Origin of the sequence: Cupriavidus sp. SIMBA_020 (assembly GCF_046535395.1) — a bacterium.
Taxonomy (GTDB): Bacteria; Pseudomonadota; Gammaproteobacteria; order Burkholderiales; family Burkholderiaceae; genus Cupriavidus; species Cupriavidus campinensis.
Genome location: NZ_JAWRWU010000004.1, coordinates 440,857 through 456,865 on the forward strand (window position 1 = coordinate 440,857; position 16,009 = coordinate 456,865).

Below are 16,009 nucleotides of genomic sequence, written 5' to 3' on the forward strand. Positions count from 1 at the left end.
AAATTTTAGGGCGGCGAGGGATTTCAGCCAGGAAGTGCGTCGTAAGTCACCAAAAACACCTGCTCGTCGCCGGCGCTGACCGGGAGCCAGATGATGTCCAGGTCGGGGAAGGCCGCCTCGACGTTCGCCTGCTCGTTGCCGATCTCCACCACCAGCACGCCGCCCGGATTGAGCCGCTGCTTCGCGCCGGCGATGATCCGGCGCACGACGTCCATGCCATCGTCGCCCCCGGCCAGCGCGATGCGCGGTTCGGCCAGGTACTCCGGCGGCAGGTCGCGCATCGACTGCTCGTTGACGTACGGCGGATTGGTCAGGATGACATCGTAGGTGGCGCCGGACGGCAGCGGCGCGTACAGATCGCCTTCATATAGCGCGATGCGCTCGCCCATCTTGTAGTCGGCCACGTTGCGGCGCGCCACGGCCAGGGCGTCGGGGGAGATATCCACGGCGTCGATCCGGACGTTTGGCCAGACATGCGCGGCGATGATCGGCAGGCAGCCCGAGCCGGTGCAGAGTTCCAGCGCGGTGGTGATGCCGTCGGTCTCGCCCAGCCACGGCTCCAGGCCTTCCTGGAGCAATTCGCCGATAAAGCTGCGCGGCACGATCACGCGGGAGTCCACGTAGAAGCGCAGGCCATGCATGAACGCCTCGTGCGTGATGTAGGCGGCCGGCACGCGCTCGGTCACGCGGCGCTCGATCACGTCGAGCACGGCTTGCACTTCCTCGGGCAGCAGGCGGGCGTCCAGGAACGGGTCGAGCGTGTCGAGCGGCAGGTTCAGCGTATGCAGCACCAGGTAGGCCGCTTCATCGTAGGCATTGGCGCTGCCGTGGCCGAAGGACAGCTTGGTGGCGGTGAAGCGCGAGACCGCCAGGCGCAGCAGGTCGCGGACGGTTTGCAGGGGGGAGGAGGCCATGGGAGACACCACAATAAGGATAAGAAAAGGGGCCGCCAGGGCCCCCGTCGTCGCGGCCGGTCAGGCGATCAGCCGTTCCAGCACGCCGCGGTAGACATTCTTCAACGGCTCGATGAAGCGCACTTCCACATGTTCGTCGATCTTGTGGATGCTCGCGTTGGGCGGGCCGAACTCGATCACCTGCGGGCAGATCTTGGCGATAAAGCGCCCGTCGGACGTGCCGCCAGTCGTCGACAGCTCGGTCTTGACGCCCATCTCGGCCGCGATGGCGGCGCTCAGCGCGTCGGACAGGTCGCCGCGCGGGGTCAGGAACGGTTCGCCGCCCAGTGTCCAGTCGAGCGTGTACTCAAGCCCGTGCTGGTCGAGGATGGCATGCACGCGGGCCTTCAGGCCGTCCGGCGTGCTCGCCGTGGAGAAGCGGAAATTGAAGTCGATGGTCACGTGGCCCGGAATCACGTTGGTCGCGCCGGTGCCGCCGTGGATGTTCGACATCTGCCAGGTGGTGGGCGGGAAGTACTCGTTGCCCTGGTCCCAGGTCTCGCCCACCAGCGCGGCCAGCGCCGGCGCGGCCAGGTGGATCGGGTTACGGGCCAGGTGCGGATAGGCGATATGCCCCTGCACGCCCTTGACCGTGAGCTTGCCGGACAGCGAGCCGCGCCGGCCGTTCTTGACCATGTCGCCGAGGGTGTCCACCGAGGTCGGCTCGCCAATCACGCAGTAGTCCAGCCGCTCGCCGCGCGCCTTGAGGGCCTCCACCACCTTCACCGTGCCGTCATGCGCGGGGCCTTCCTCGTCGCTGGTGATCAGGAAGGCGATGGAGCCGGCGTGGGCCGGATGCTTGGCCACGAATTCCTCCACGGCGACCACGAAGCCGGCGATGGAGGTCTTCATGTCCGCCGCGCCCCGGCCGTAGAGCTTGCCGTCGCGGTGGGTGGGCTGGAACGGGTCCGACTGCCACTGGTCCACCGGGCCGGTAGGCACCACGTCGGTATGGCCGGCGAAGGCCAGCAGCTTGCCTGCCGTGCCCGCCGTGCCGCGCTTCACCGCCCACAGGTTGGTCACGCGGAAGTCGTCCGGGCCGCTGACGAGGTTTTCGCATACGAAGCCGAGGGCCTTCAGGCGGGATTCCAGCACGGCCTGGCAGCCTTCGTCAGCGGGCGTGACGGAGCGGCGGCGGATCAGGTCTTCGGTCAGGGCGAGGGTGGGGTTCATGTTGCGGTGGCGGCAGGAAAATTCAGAAAAGTGCGGCGTAGCCGTCGGCGGAAAACCCCACGCTGACCTGGCCGTTGCGGTCCAGCACGGGCCGCTTGATCAGGGACGGGCTGGTTTGCATCAGCGCGATGGCGCCGGTATCGGACTCGGCACTGGCCTTGTCCGCGTCGGACAGCGCGCGGTAGGTGGTGCCCTTCTTGTTCAGCAGCGTAGCCAGCGGCACGTGCTTGAGCCAGGCGCGCAGCAGCTTTTCGTCCACGCCTTGCTTCTTGAAGTCGTGGAACGTATACGGCACGCCGTTCGTGTCGAGCCAGGTGCGTGCCTTCTTGACGGTGTCGCAGTTCGGAATGCCGTAGAGCAGGACAGTCATGGTGATTATCGGAACAGCAGGTTGAGGGCGATGACCAGCCCGCCCAGGCCCAGCGCCACGCCGGTCATGGCCACGGCGGTCATCAGCCGCAGGCGGCGGTCCAGCCGGGCGGCTTCCTTGCGCAGCGCCTCGATGGTGATGGCGTGCTGCTCGGCCAGCAGCTTCACGGCCTCGGCCTGCTGCATGGCGGCCATCTCCAGCTCGGCGATGCGGGCAGCGGGGTCGCGCGGCTCCATCGTGCCGCCGATGTCCGGCTCGTCCTTGCGGCGGCCCTTCTTGATCTTCTCGATGGTCTTGTTGGCCTGGTCGAGGATGGTAGGGAGCAGGGAGAGCACGGTGCTGACAGTGGCGGGGTCTAGGGCCATGAGTCGCTTGCGGAGGGAAGGCATGGGCGAATCGGTTCGCCGCCGGCCACCCTCGACGAGGATGGCCGGCGGCGTTGCGGCGGCTTGCGTGGATCAGTCGCCGCGCAGCAGATCGTTCAGGCTGGTCTTGGCGCGGGTTTGCGCGTCCACCTTCTTCACGATCACGGCGCAGTACAGGCTGTACTTGCCATCCTTGGACGGCAGGTTGCCGGCCACCACCACCGAACCGGCCGGCACGCGGCCATAGTGGATCTCGCCGGTTTCGCGGTCATAGATCTTGGTCGACTGGCCCAGGTACACGCCCATCGAGATCACCGAGTTCTCTTCCACGATCACGCCTTCCACCACTTCCGAGCGCGCGCCGATGAAGCAGTTGTCCTCGATGATCACCGGGTTGGCCTGCAGCGGCTCCAGCACGCCACCGATGCCCACGCCGCCCGACAGGTGGACGTTCTTGCCGATCTGCGCGCACGAACCCACGGTGGCCCAGGTATCGACCATCGTGCCTTCATCCACATAGGCGCCGATGTTCACGTACGACGGCATCAGCACGGCGTTCTTGGCGATGAACGAACCACGGCGGGCCACGGCGGGCGGCACCACGCGGAAGCCGGCGCGGGCGAAGTCGTCGCCGGTCCAGTTGGCGAACTTGGTCGGCACCTTGTCGTAGAACTGCGCAAAACCGCCAGCGGCCATCGGCGCGTTGTCTTCCAGGCGGAACGAGAGCAGCACGGCCTTCTTGATCCACTGGTTGACGACCCATTCCTTGCCTTGCTTTTCGGCCACGCGCAGGGCGCCGGCGTCCAGCTGGGAGATCACGTTGGCCACCGCCTCGCGGATGTCGTTCGGGGCGGACTTGGGCGACAGGCTGGCGCGGTCTTCCCACGCCTGGTCGATCAGGGCTTGCAGTGCTTGCGTCATGGTCGTTTCTTTAGTGGTGATGGTTCAGGTGATTGTTCAGGTAATAACCTTGGTCCGCCGGGAAGGGGTCAGCGCCCGCCCAGCGACTTGCAGAATTCGACGATCCGGCGCGCGCCTTCCACGCACTCGTCCGGCGTGGCCACCAGGGCCATCCGCACGCGGTTCCTGCCCGGGTTCACGCCATGGGCGTCACGCGCCAGGTAGCTGCCGGGCAGCACGGCCACGTTCTGTTCGGCTAGCAGGCGCACGGCGAAGTCCGTATCGGACAGACCGGTGCGCGAGACATCGGCCCAGAGATAGAACGCGGCATCGGGAAGTGATACATCGAGCACTTCCGCCAGCATCGGCGTGACGGCGCTGAATTTCTTCACATAGGCCGCGCGGTTCTCGCGCACATGGGCCTCGTCGTTCCACGCGGCCACGCTGGCCGCCTGCACGGCAGGGTTCATGGCCGCGCCGTGGTAGGTACGGTATAGCAGGAATTTCTTGAGAATTGCCGGGTCGCCGGCCACGAAGCCCGAGCGCAGGCCCGGCACGTTGGAGCGCTTGGAGAGGCTCGAAAACATCACCAGCCGCTCGAAGCCGCGGCCCAGCTTATGGGCGGCTTCCAGCGCGCCCAGCGGCGGGTTGGCTTCGTCGAAATAGATCTCGGAATAGCACTCATCCGAGGCGATCACGAAGCCGTGGCGATCGGACAACTCGAACAGCTGCTTCCAGTCCGCCAGCGACATCACGGCGCCGGTGGGATTGCCGGGCGAGCAGACGTACAGCAACTGCACGTCCTGCCAGGTCTCGGCGCCGATCTGGTCGAACGCGGGCGCGAAGTTGCGCGCCGGGTCGCTGTTGGCGAATACCGGCCGGGCGCCGGCCAGCAGCGTGGCGCCTTCGTAGATCTGGTAGAACGGGTTCGGGCACAGCACCAGCGGGTTGGGGCGGCTGGCGTCCACCACGGTCTGGGCGAAGGCGAACAGCGCCTCGCGCGAGCCCGTCACGGGCAGGACTTCAGTGGCGGCGTCAACCTTCGGCAGGCCGTAGCGGCGCTCCAGCCAGCCGGCGATGCCCTGGCGCAGCGCGTCGGTGCCGGCGGTGCTCGGGTAGCTGGCCAGTCCGGCCAGCGACGCGGTCATCGCCTGCTTGATGAATTCGGGAGTCGGATGCTTGGGCTCGCCAATGCCGAAGCTGATGGCCGGCTTGTCGGCGGGTTTGACGTCCGCCACCAGCACGCGCAGTTTCTCGAAAGGATAGGTCTGGAGCAGGTCGAGGCGCGGATTCACGGTGGCAGGCAGGCGGGGCGGTTGAAACCCGGCATTATAAAGGAATGCCGCCGCCGCCCCGCGTGCCGGCTTCGCTTAATAAAGCATCACCCGCGAGACCGCGGCCACCAGCGGGCGGCGGATGAATCGCTCCAGCCCGGCGTGCAGGTGCAGCGGACGCAACAGCATCTTGACGGTCATCTCGAGCGGCAGGTTCCTGCGCACCACGGCGCTGCACTGGGAGTTCAGCGCGCGCACGTCCTGCTCCGGCACGTCTTCCTGGTTGCGCTCCACCCGCAGCACGTTGCGCAGCGCGATCTCGGCATCCTCGTTCTTGATTTCGAGCAAACGCCGCGCCAGCGCGCCCAGCACCCGGGCGCGCCCGATCCGCTCCTGGCCGTTCAAGGCATTGAAATAACGGAAGAAATGCTTGTAGTGGCGCACCTCGTCGTTGGCGATGCGGCGGGTCAGGTCGCGCAGCACCGGCTCGTCGCTGGCCTGCTCCAGGGCACGGTAGTAGGTGGCCGTGCCGGTTTCCACCACGCAGCGCGCGGCCATCTCCAGCGCGTGCGATCGCTCGAAATTGTCGATCGAGCAGGTCTGGCTGTATTCGTCGAAGAAGCGCTGGTAGCCGCGCGGCCAGTCGAATTCCGGCCAGACGTGCTCCACGTAGCGGCGCAGCGCGAAACCGTGCTGCAATTCCTCGGATTCCCAGTGCCGGGCGAGCCACGTGGCGGCCTCCGGCACATGGGCGTAGTAGATGGCGAGGTTGCCCGCGTAGGTGTCGGAGCCGCTTTCGATAAAGGATGCCGCGGCGAGCAGATAGAACAGCGTGCGGTTGTTGCGCACCTTCTCCGCGTCGATGGACGCGTAGTCGATGTCGGACACGGACCAGGGCAGGTCGTCCCGTTCCGGGGTCGCTGGGGTTGCGGTCATGCACGGATCTCCAGGCAAATCGCGACCTGCAGGCGGCGTGTGACGGCCGGATGACGGTCGAGCGGCGGGGAGGGCGCTTCTTTCCGGAGGGGCTCCGGGGTCACGCCGGCATTCCAAGAGACTAGCACTAACCCTAGGAAGTTTCCGCTGGATTTGTCGCGCGGGCGTCGCATCACGGTGTTGCGGGCACGCAGCGTGCACCTCGAAACCGCTTGCATGAATAGACGCAACTCGCGGAAAAGCAAGGATTTTCTGGGTCGGGAATGAGGCGTCGGAAACGGTGCCCATCGGGCGATAAAGCGGCCGGACGAACGGTCCGCGATGGTATGATTACCGCCAATCTATCGGGCCCCAATGGGTCGCATGAGACGTTGACGTCACGTCACGTCGAGCGCCTCCGGGACAGCCCGGCTTTTCCAACATTCGTAACGCCCAAACCACACGACAACCGTGCGACTGTCCTCGATCAAGCTGGCGGGCTTCAAGTCCTTCGTCGATCCCACCAATTTTCAAGTGCCCGGCCAACTGGTCGGCATCGTCGGTCCCAACGGCTGCGGCAAATCCAACATCATCGACGCCGTGCGTTGGGTGCTGGGTGAGTCACGCGCGTCCGAACTGCGTGGCGAATCCATGCAGGACGTGATCTTCAACGGTTCCACCGCGCGCAAGCAGGCCGGGCGCGCCAGCGTGGAACTGGTCTTCGACAACGCCGAAGGCCGCGCCGCCGGCCAGTGGAGCCAGTACGCCGAAGTGGCCGTCAAGCGCGTGCTGACCCGCGACGGCACCTCCTCGTACTACATCAACAACCAGCCGGTGCGCCGGCGCGACATCCAGGACATCTTCCTGGGCACCGGCCTGGGGCCGCGCGCCTACGCCATCATCGGGCAGGGCATGATCTCGCGCATCATCGAGGCCAAGCCCGATGACATGCGGATTTTCCTGGAAGAGGCCGCCGGCGTCTCCAAGTACAAGGAACGCCGCCGCGAGACCGAAAACCGCCTGGGCGACACGCGCGAGAACCTGACCCGCGTGGAAGACATCCTGCGCGAACTCGGCGCCAACCTCGACAAGCTCGAAGGCCAGGCCGAGGTAGCCCAGCGCTTCAAGACCCTGCAGGCCGACGGCGAGGAAAAGCAGCAACTGCTGTGGCTGCTGCGCAAGCGCGAGGCCCAGGCCGAGCAGGAGCGCCATGCGCGCGCCATCGAGCAGGCCCAGATCGACCTGGAAGCCCAGACCGCCCAGCTACGCCATGTGGAAGCCGAGCTGGAGACGATGCGCGCGGCGCACTACGCCGCGTCGGACGGCATGCACGCCGCCCAGGGCGCGCTGTACGAGGCCAACTCCGAGGTCAGCAAGCTCGAGGCCGAGATCCGCTATGTGGTGGAGTCGCGCAACCGCGTGCAGGCGCAGATTGCCGCCCTGACCACCCAGCGCGAGCAATGGCAGGGCAAGGCCGAGCAGGCCACCGAGGAACTGGCCCAGGCCGAGGAAAACCTGGCCCTGTCCGAGGCCCGCACCATCGAGGCGCAGGACGCCGTGGCGCAGAAGTCCGACGAACTGCCGACGCTGGAAGGCCAGTGGCGCGACGCCCAGCAACTGCTGAACGAGCAGCGCGCCGGCATCATGCAGGCCGAGCAGACGCTGAAGCTCGAGGCCGCCCAGCAGCGCAGCGCCGACCAGATGCTCCAGCAGCTGGAGCAGCGCAAGGAACGCCTGTCGCTGGAAGACAAGGGGCTCGACCGCCCCGACGAGACCCGGCTGGAAGAACAACGCGGCGAGCTGGCCGAGCAGGAAGCGATGCTCGAGGAAGCCCAGGCCGTGCTGATGGACAGCGAGGACCGCGTGCCGCGCCTGGACGCCGAGCGCCGCAGCGCGCAGGAGCGCGTGCAGAGCGAAGCCGCCGCCATCGCCGCGCTGGAAGCCCGCCTGTCCGCGCTGCGCCAGTTGCAGGAAAACGTGCAGACCGAGGGCAAGGTCCAGCCGTGGCTGGAGCGCCATGGCCTGGCCGAGCTGCCGCGCCTGTGGAAGAAGGTGCATATCGAGCCGGGCTGGGAAAACGCGCTCGAATCCGTGCTGCGCGAGAAGTTGGCCGCACTGGAAGTGTCCAATCTGGACTGGGTCAAGGCCTTCCTGTCCGATGCGCCGCCCGCCAAGCTCGCGTTCTACTCGCCGCCGTCCGCTGCGCGGCCCGTGGAGGCGCCCGCCGGGCTGCGCCCGCTGATGTCGCTGGTGCAGATCACCGAGCCGGGCATCCGCGCCGTCATGCAGGACTGGCTGGCCGACATCTACACCGCCACCGACATGGCGCAGGCACTGGCCGGGCGCGGCACGCTGCCGGAAGGCGCGCAGTTCGTCGTTGCCGAAGGCCACCTGGTGGGCCGCAACGCGATCCAGATCTACGCCGCCGATTCCGAGCAGGCCGGCATGCTGGCCCGCGAACAGGAAATCGAAAACCTGCAGAAGCAGGCGCGCGCGCAGATGCTGCTGTCCGACGAGGCCAAGACCCAGGCCGTGCGCGCGGAGTCGGCCTACACCCAGGCCAGCCAGGCGCTGGCCGAGGCCCGCACCCGCGCTGAGCAGGCCACGCGGCGCGTGCACACGTTGCAGATGGACGTGCTCAAGCTGTCGCAGGCGATGGAGCGTTTCTCCGCCCGGAGCGGCCAGATCCGCGAGGAACTGGCGGAGATCGAGGCCCAGATCGAGGAACAGCGCGCCGTGCGTGCCGAGTCCGAGGCGACCTTCGAGCAGCACGACACCCAGCTGGCCGAGATGCAGGCGGCCCACGAAGACCACCAGATGGCCTTCGAGGCGCTGGACGGCAAGCTGACCGGCGCGCGCCAGCAGTTGCGCGATTTCGAACGGGCCGCGCAGGAGGCGGTGTTCGCCGAGCGCAACCTGTCCGGCCGCATCGACGAACTGCGCCGCAACATCCAGATGGCGGCGGACCAGTCCGAGCGCATCGCCGAATCGCTGGAAAACGCACGCGTCGAACTCGAAACCATCAACGAGCAGACCGCCCACACCGGCCTGCAAGAGGCGCTGGAAGTGCGCGCCGAGAAGGAAGAGAAGCTGTCGGCGGCGCGCATCGAGCTGGATGCGCTGTCGGCACAGCTGCGCCAGTTCGACGAACAGCGCCTGGCCGCCGAGCGCAGCCTGCAGCCGCTGCGCGACCGCATCACCGAGTTGCAGCTCAAGGAGCAGGCCGCGCGCCTGAACCAGGAGCAGTTCACCGAGCAGCTGACGACCGCACAGGTCGACGAGGTGGCGCTGGCCGAGAAGCTGACCGGCGACCTGAAGCCGTCCTACCTGCAAGGCGAAGTCACGCGCATCAACAACGCGATCAACGCGCTGGGCCCGGTCAACATGGCCGCGCTCGATGAACTGTCCGCCGCGCGCGAGCGCAAGACCTTCCTCGACGCCCAGTCGGCCGACCTGAACGACGCCATCAACACGCTCGAGGACGCCATTGCCAAGATCGACCAGGAAACGCGCGCGCTGCTGCAAGGCACCTTCGACCAGGTCAACCATCATTTCGGCGAGCTGTTCCCGCAGCTGTTCGGTGGCGGCCAGGCGCGCCTGATCATGACCGGCGAGGAAATCCTCGATGCCGGCGTGCAGGTGATGGCCCAGCCACCGGGCAAGAAGAACTCGACGATTCACCTGCTTTCCGGCGGCGAGAAGGCGCTGACCGCGATTGCGCTGGTGTTCGCGATGTTCCAGCTGAACCCGGCGCCGTTCTGCCTGCTGGACGAGGTGGACGCGCCGCTTGACGATGCCAATACCGAGCGCTACGCCAACATGGTGGCGCGCATGTCCGACAAGACCCAGTTCGTGTTTATTTCTCACAACAAGATTGCGATGGAGATGGCCCATCAGCTGATCGGCGTGACCATGCAGGAGCAAGGCGTGTCGCGGATCGTGGCGGTGGATATGGATGCAGCAGTGTCTATGGCGGAGGCCGCTTGAGATGGAACTGCAAAACGCTCTGATCATCGCGGGTGTCATCCTGTTGCTGTTGCTGGTGGCGTACAACCGCTGGCAGATCCACAAGGCGCGCCGCGTGCGGCCGCTGATGCCCGAAGACGACCTGCCGCCCATGCGCGAGCCGGTGGTGGGCAAGACCGTGCATCCCGAGACGGCTGCCAAGCTGCAGGAACTGCCGCCCGAGCACATTACGCGGCGCGAGCCCACGCTGGGCGAGGCCGGCAAAGTGGCCAGGCCCGAGGTGAAGCCGGCCGCCCGCCAGGAATCGAACCACGACGCCGAGGTGGCCGAGGTGGCCACGGCCGCCGCACATGCAGCCGCCGGTTCGGCGGATGCCGACGAGATCGTCGCCGACGAAGTGGCCGTGGCGGCATCGCCGGCCATGGTGCCGGCTGCCAGCCGGGACGAGCAAGCCGACGAGGACGGCGCTCAGGCCCAGACCACCACCATGGCGGCGCGGGCCCCGAAGCCCGCCACCCCGGCGGCCGCCCCCGCTGCGATGGACGGCCAGCCGGCGCAGGCCGTGATCGACCCGCTGATCGACTGCATTGTGCCGATGCACCTCGAACGCAAGGCGTCTGGCGACCGCATCCTGCCGCTGACGGGCCGGCTGCGCCGCGCCGGCACCAAGCAGGTCCATATCGAGGGTCTGCGTGCCGAAGCCAACGCCTGGGAGCCGGTAACCGCCGGCCACCAGTACGAGGACATCCAGGTCGCCGTGCAACTGGCCAACCGCAGCGGCCCGCTGAACGCGCTGGAGTTCTCCGAGTTCGTCAACGCCGTGGAGGCGCTGGCCGAGGCGCTCGATGCGTCGGCGGACCTCCCTGACATGACCGAGACCGTCGCCAACGCCCGGGAACTGGACGGCTTTGCCGCCGGCGCCGATGTGCAACTGGGCGTGAACGTGATTTCCGATGGCGCGCCCTGGTCGGCGGCCTATGTGCAGACCGTGGCCACGCAGGACGGGCTGGTGCTGTCCCGCGACGGCACGCGCTTCATCCGCTATGAACCGGGCGCCGATGGCGTGCAGAAGCCGCTGTTCACGCTCCAGTTCGGCGACACGAACTTCCTGCGCGACGACCTGACCGTCAACGCCGGACGCCAGATCACGCTGCTGCTGGACGTGCCGCAGGCCGCGCAGGCGGTCAAGCCGTTCAAGACCGTGTGCGAGTACGGCTACAGCCTGGCCCAGCGCATGGGCGCCCAGCTTGTGGACGACAACATGCGGCCGCTGACCGAGGCATCGTTCGTGGCGATCTTCGCCCAACTCGAAAAGCTGTACGAGAAGCTCGAGGCGCGCGGCATGCCCGCCGGCTCATCGGCGGCCCAGCGCCTGTTCAGCCTGTAAGGAAGCCTGCCATGACCGCCAAGACTCAAGGCGCGCAGGCTCCGGCCTCCGCGCCCGCCGGTGCGTTGCCGGCCGATGCCGCCGCTACCGCGCGCGTGCAATGGCTGCGCGATGAACTCGAACGCCACGCCTACCAGTACTACGTGCTCGATGATCCGTCGATTCCGGACGCCGAGTACGACGCGCTGTTCAGCGAACTCCAGGCGCTGGAGACCGAGCATCCCGACCTGCTGACCGACGATTCGCCCACCCAGCGCGTGGGCGGCGCGCCGTTGTCCGCGTTCGATTCCGTGCGGCATCGCGTGCCGATGCTGTCGCTGAACAATGGCTTCGCCGACGAAGATGTCGTCAATTTCGACCGCCGCTGCGCCCAGGGGCTGGGCCGGACCGCCGCGCCCGCGCCAGCTGACGGCCACGACCTGTTCAGCGCCGCCGAGGCGACCGATCAGGCCGTGGAATACGCCTGCGAACTGAAGTTCGACGGCCTGGCGATGTCGCTGCGCTACGAGGACGGCAGGCTCGTGCAGGCCGCCACGCGCGGCGACGGCGAGACCGGCGAGGACGTGACCGCCAACGTGCGGACCATCAAGGCGATTCCGCTGAAGCTGCGCGGCAAGGCGCCGGCCGTGCTGGAAGTGCGCGGCGAGGTCTTCATGTACCGCGCCGAGTTCGACAAGCTCAATGAACGCCAGGCCGAGGCCGGCGAGAAGACCTTCGTCAATCCGCGCAACGCCGCCGCCGGCAGCCTGCGGCAGCTGGACCCGCGCATCACCGCCAAGCGGCCGCTGTCCTTCTTCGCCTACGGGATTGGCGAGTTGCAGGGCGCGGACCGTCCCGCCACCCACAGCGTGATGCTCGACGGCTTTGCCGGGCTGGGCCTGCCGGTCTGCGCCGAGCGCCAGGTGGTGCAGGGTGCGCAGGGCCTGCTGGCCTTCTATCGCGATATTGGGGCGCGCCGCGACCAGTTGCCGTACGACATCGACGGCGTGGTCTACAAGGTCAACGCCATTGCCGAGCAGCAGCAGCTTGGCTTCGTCTCGCGCGCGCCGCGCTTTGCGCTGGCGCACAAGTTCCCGGCGCAGGAGATGACCACGACCGTCGAGGACATCGAGGTGCAGGTGGGCCGCACCGGCGCCATTACGCCCGTGGCGCGGCTCGCGCCGGTGTTCGTGGGCGGCGTGACCGTGACCAACGCCACGCTCCACAACGAGGACGAGATCCGCCGCAAGGATGTGCATATCGGCGATACGGTGATCGTGCGCCGTGCCGGCGACGTGATTCCGGAGGTGGTGGCCGTGGTGCTGGAGCGGCGCCCGGCCGACGCGCGCGCGTTTGTCATGCCGACCACCTGCCCGGTGTGCGGCTCGCACGTGGAGCGCCTGGAGGACGAGGCCATCGCCCGCTGTACGGGTGGCCTGATCTGCGCCGCGCAGCGCAAGCAGGCCCTGCTGCACTTTGCCCAGCGCCGCGCAATGGACATCGAGGGCCTGGGCGACAAGGTGGTGGAGCAACTGGTCGACCAGGGCATCGTCCGCACGCCGGCGGATCTCTTCAAGCTTGGCGTGGCGAAGCTGGCCGCGCTGGACCGGATGGCCGACAAGTCGGCCACGAACCTCGTGGCGGCCATCGACAAGTCGCGCAGCACCACGCTGAACCGCTTTATCTTCGCGCTGGGCATCCGCCACGTGGGCGAGGCGACGGCCAAGGATATTGCCAAGCACTTTGGCAAGCTGGACAACCTGCTGGCCGCCGACGAGGCCGCTTTGCTGGAAGTCAACGACGTCGGGCCGGTGGTGGCGCAGTCGATCGCCAACTTCCTGGGCGAGCCGCACAATGTGGAGGTGGTCGAGCAGCTGCGCGCCGCCGGCGTACACTGGCCGGAGAGCGAGCCCGCCGCCCGCGCGCCGCTGCCGCTGGCCGGCAAGACCTTCGTGCTGACCGGCACGCTGCCGACGCTCTCGCGTGAGGACGCAAAGGAGCGACTGGAAGCGGCCGGCGCCAAGGTGGCTGGCTCGGTGTCGAAGAAGACCGACTACGTGGTGGCCGGTGCCGAGGCGGGCAGCAAGCTTGAGAAGGCGCAGGCGCTTGGCGTGGCGGTGATCGACGAGGATGGCATGCTGGCGTTGCTGGCGGACGCCACGGGCGCACAACCGGAGGACGCGCAATGATCCGTGACATTCTGAAGATGGGAGATCCGCGCCTGACGCAGGTGGCGCGGCCCGTGACCGCGTTCAACACGCCCGAGCTGCGCGTGCTGATCGACGATATGTTCGACACCATGGAACACGCAAACGGCGCCGGCCTGGCCGCGCCGCAGATCGGCGTGGACCTGCAGGTGGTGATCTTCGGCTTCGACAGCAATCCGCGCTACCCGGACGCGCCGATGGTGCCGAAGACGGTGCTGATCAATCCGGTGCTGGAACCGCTCTCCGACGAGATGGAAGAGGGCTGGGAAGGGTGCCTGTCGGTGCCGGGGCTGCGTGGCGTGGTGCCGCGCCATGCCCGGTTGAAGTATTCGGGATTCGACCCGATGGGGAACCGGATCGAGCGGGTGGCCGATGGCTTCCATGCCCGCGTGGTGCAGCACGAGTGCGACCACCTGATCGGCGTGCTGTACCCGATGCGGGTGAAGGACTTCACGCGCTTCGGCTTCACCGAGGTGCTGTTCCCGGACCTGCCGGCGAACTACGACGACTGAGGCGGCGGCCTCCCTCACCGCTTGCCGGCGAGGGAGGCACCACCTGGCGTCAGAACTTCTCGAACGCGCCCAGGAAGCGCCACTGGCCCGGCGGCAGATCGCCCAGCACCACGCGGCCCATGCGCACGCGCTTCAGGCCCACCACGCGCAGTCCCACCTGCTCGCACATGCGGCGAATCTGGCGCTTGCGGCCTTCGCGCAGCACAAAGCGCAGCTGCTCCTCGTTCTGCCAGCTCACCTTGGCCGGCTTGAGCGGCACGCCATCGAGCGACAGGCCGTGACGCAGCCGCTCGATCTCATCCGCCGGGAACACGGCGCTGATATTGCGCTCGACCGGACCTTCCGGCGATTCCCAGACCACGCGCACCAGGTATTCCTTCTCCACATTCGAGTCGTCGCCGATCAGCGCCCGCGCTATACGGCCGTCCTGCGTCAGCACCAGCAGGCCGGTGGAGTCGATATCGAGACGGCCAGCCGGCGCGAGGTTCTTGCGTTGCCACGGCTGGAAGCGCTTGCGGGTGGGGTCCTCGGCCCACTGGTTCTCGGGCGCGAACAGCACGGCGGCAGGCTCGTAGCCGTCCTCGGCCTGGCCTGAGACGTAGCCGACGGGCTTGTTGATCAGCACGGTCACCCGCTCGCCCTGTTCGGAGCGGGCGGCCTGCAGGATCTCTATCTCGGCGTCGGGGCGGACGCGCGAACCCAGTTCGGTCACGGCCTTGCCGTCTACCAGCACCCAGCCACGCGGGATCCACTCGTCCGCCTCGCGGCGCGAGCAGAGGCCCAGTTCGGACATGCGCTTTGACAGGCGGATGAGACCGTCGTCATTGGCCTCCGCCTGCTGCCGGACCGGCTCGCGTGCCTCGGCGCGCGGTGCCGGACGTTCGGTACGGACCGGACGCGCACGGTCGGCGGTGTCGCTGAAGCGGCGGGCCGGCGCGGCAGGGCGGCGCGTGTCATCGCCACCGGCACCACGCTGCGACGGACGGCGTTCGTCATCGCCATAACGGCGTGGCGGGCGGGCTTCGTCGTCACCGAAACGGCGCGGACGCGGGGCGCCGCGGTCGTCATTGCCGAAGCTGCGCTGGGGCGGACGGCGGTCATCGCCGCCGAGGCCGCGTTGCGGGGGACGACGGTCGTCGCCACCGAAGCCACCGCGTTGCGGCGGACGGCGCTCATCATCGCCATAACGGCGCGGCGGGCGGGCTTCGTCGTCACCGAAACGGCGGGGACGCGGCGCGCCACGATCGTCATTGCCGAAGCCGCGCTGGGGCGGGCGACGGTCGTCGCTGTTGAAACCGCGCTGCGGGGGACGACGGTCGTCGCCGCCGAAGCCACCGCGTTGCGGCGGACGGCGTTCGTCGTCGCCATAACGGCGTGGCGGGCGGGCTTCGTCGTCACCGAAACGGCGGGGACGCGGCGCGCCGCGATCGTCATTGCCGAAGCTGCGCTGGGGCGGTCGGCGGTCATCGCCGCTGAAGCCGCGTTGCGGGGGACGACGATCGTCGCCGCTGAAACCACGCTGCGGCGGGCGGCGCTCGTCATCGCCATACCGGCGCGGCGGGCGGGCTTCGTCATCACCGAAACGGCGTGGACGGGGCGGACGGTCGTCGCCGCCGGCGCCACGCTGGGGCGGACGGCGGTCATCGCCGCTGAAACCACGCTGGGGCGGGCGGCGCTCGTCGTCGCCATAGCGGCGCGGCGGCCGATCGCCCTCGGGGCGCGGACGGGCCGGGCGCGCCGGGCGCTCTCCACGATCAGCCCGATCAGGCCGCGCGGCACCCTCGGCCGGGGCGGCCTTGCGCTTGTTGCGCTCGCCGGCGCGTTCCCGCGCCTCCTTGATGCCCGTCACCACGTCCTGCACGCGCTTGCGGTTCAGATCGGAGACGCGCACCGGGCGCGTGGGCTTGCGCGGCGCGTCCGAGGTGGACGTGGCGGTCTTGATGCCCAGCGTCTTGCGGCCGGGCGTTTTGCTGTCTGTCATATCGTTGCGTTTGCCCGACCCGCGTTG

General features: G+C 68.1%; 12 protein-coding genes. 4 read left to right on the forward strand and 8 right to left on the reverse strand.

What is annotated here, in order from left to right; all coding sequences use genetic code 11:
* Positions 1-23: 23 nt before the first annotated feature.
* From prmB to SB751_RS11180, 7 genes are all read right to left on the reverse strand, one after another.
* Positions 24-914, reverse strand: a complete 891-nt coding sequence (gene prmB / locus SB751_RS11150; protein ID WP_144195032.1) for a 50S ribosomal protein L3 N(5)-glutamine methyltransferase — start codon at positions 912-914, stop codon at positions 24-26.
* Positions 915-974: 60 nt separating this feature from the next.
* Entirely contained in the window at positions 975-2,126 is a 1,152-nt protein-coding gene (gene dapE, locus SB751_RS11155) for a succinyl-diaminopimelate desuccinylase (RefSeq protein WP_410748048.1), read from the reverse strand.
* Between the two features lie 22 nt (positions 2,127-2,148).
* On the reverse strand, positions 2,149-2,496 hold the full coding sequence (locus SB751_RS11160) for an arsenate reductase (protein ID WP_211943080.1): 348 nt from the start codon (positions 2,494-2,496) through the stop codon (positions 2,149-2,151).
* 5 nt (positions 2,497-2,501) lie between these two features.
* The gene (locus tag SB751_RS11165; protein ID WP_244844656.1) at positions 2,502-2,861 is read right to left on the reverse strand and encodes a hypothetical protein; all 360 of its coding nucleotides are present in this window, start codon (positions 2,859-2,861) and stop codon (positions 2,502-2,504) included.
* Between the two features lie 93 nt (positions 2,862-2,954).
* Positions 2,955-3,782 carry a 2,3,4,5-tetrahydropyridine-2,6-dicarboxylate N-succinyltransferase gene (dapD, locus tag SB751_RS11170; protein WP_092297582.1) on the reverse strand — a complete coding sequence of 276 codons (828 nt, stop codon included), beginning with the start codon at positions 3,780-3,782 and terminating at the stop codon, positions 2,955-2,957.
* Between the two features lie 68 nt (positions 3,783-3,850).
* Entirely contained in the window at positions 3,851-5,056 is a 1,206-nt protein-coding gene (gene dapC, locus SB751_RS11175; RefSeq protein WP_410748049.1) for a succinyldiaminopimelate transaminase, read from the reverse strand.
* 75 nt (positions 5,057-5,131) lie between these two features.
* A complete protein-coding gene (locus SB751_RS11180) occupies positions 5,132-5,971 on the reverse strand; it encodes a ferritin-like domain-containing protein (protein WP_144195042.1) in 840 nt (279 codons plus the stop codon).
* Between the two features lie 450 nt (positions 5,972-6,421).
* Here SB751_RS11180 and smc point away from each other — a divergent pair, with 450 nt between their 5' ends.
* Genes smc through def form a run of 4 tightly spaced genes read left to right on the forward strand, consistent with a single transcriptional unit; the run spans position 6,422 to position 14,001 of the window.
* Positions 6,422-9,937 carry a chromosome segregation protein SMC gene (gene smc, locus SB751_RS11185; protein ID WP_144195045.1) on the forward strand — a complete coding sequence of 1,172 codons (3,516 nt, stop codon included), beginning with the start codon at positions 6,422-6,424 and terminating at the stop codon, positions 9,935-9,937.
* Between the two features lies 1 nt (position 9,938).
* Positions 9,939-11,303, forward strand: a complete 1,365-nt coding sequence (locus tag SB751_RS11190; RefSeq protein WP_211943078.1) for a cell division protein ZipA C-terminal FtsZ-binding domain-containing protein — start codon at positions 9,939-9,941, stop codon at positions 11,301-11,303.
* A gap of 11 nt (positions 11,304-11,314) precedes the next feature.
* Entirely contained in the window at positions 11,315-13,471 is a 2,157-nt protein-coding gene (gene ligA / locus SB751_RS11195) for an NAD-dependent DNA ligase LigA (protein ID WP_410748050.1), read from the forward strand.
* Entirely contained in the window at positions 13,468-14,001 is a 534-nt protein-coding gene (gene def, locus SB751_RS11200; RefSeq protein WP_144195051.1) for a peptide deformylase, read from the forward strand. The genes ligA and def overlap by 4 nt, the downstream gene beginning before the upstream one ends.
* Positions 14,002-14,050: 49 nt before the next feature.
* Here def and SB751_RS11205 read toward each other — a convergent pair whose 3' ends face one another.
* Positions 14,051-15,982, reverse strand: a complete 1,932-nt coding sequence (locus tag SB751_RS11205; RefSeq protein WP_410748051.1) for a pseudouridine synthase — start codon at positions 15,980-15,982, stop codon at positions 14,051-14,053.
* Positions 15,983-16,009: the final 27 nt, after the last annotated feature.

What these genes read in the sequence shown, in the direction of transcription:
- prmB (WP_144195032.1), bottom strand. Translation starts at nt 914, where the DNA reads ATGGCCTCCTCCCCCCTGCAAACCGTCCGCGACCTGCTGCGCCTGGCG.
- dapE (WP_410748048.1), bottom strand. Translation starts at nt 2,126, where the DNA reads ATGAACCCCACCCTCGCCCTGACCGAAGACCTGATCCGCCGCCGCTCC.
- SB751_RS11160 (WP_211943080.1), bottom strand. Translation starts at nt 2,496, where the DNA reads ATGACTGTCCTGCTCTACGGCATTCCGAACTGCGACACCGTCAAGAAG.
- SB751_RS11165 (WP_244844656.1), bottom strand. Translation starts at nt 2,861, where the DNA reads ATGGCCCTAGACCCCGCCACTGTCAGCACCGTGCTCTCCCTGCTCCCT.
- dapD (WP_092297582.1), bottom strand. Translation starts at nt 3,782, where the DNA reads ATGACGCAAGCACTGCAAGCCCTGATCGACCAGGCGTGGGAAGACCGC.
- SB751_RS11180 (WP_144195042.1), bottom strand. Translation starts at nt 5,971, where the DNA reads ATGACCGCAACCCCAGCGACCCCGGAACGGGACGACCTGCCCTGGTCC.
- SB751_RS11190 (WP_211943078.1), top strand. Translation starts at nt 9,939, where the DNA reads ATGGAACTGCAAAACGCTCTGATCATCGCGGGTGTCATCCTGTTGCTG.
- ligA (WP_410748050.1), top strand. Translation starts at nt 11,315, where the DNA reads ATGACCGCCAAGACTCAAGGCGCGCAGGCTCCGGCCTCCGCGCCCGCC.
- def (WP_144195051.1), top strand. Translation starts at nt 13,468, where the DNA reads ATGATCCGTGACATTCTGAAGATGGGAGATCCGCGCCTGACGCAGGTG.
- SB751_RS11205 (WP_410748051.1), bottom strand. Translation starts at nt 15,982, where the DNA reads ATGACAGACAGCAAAACGCCCGGCCGCAAGACGCTGGGCATCAAGACC.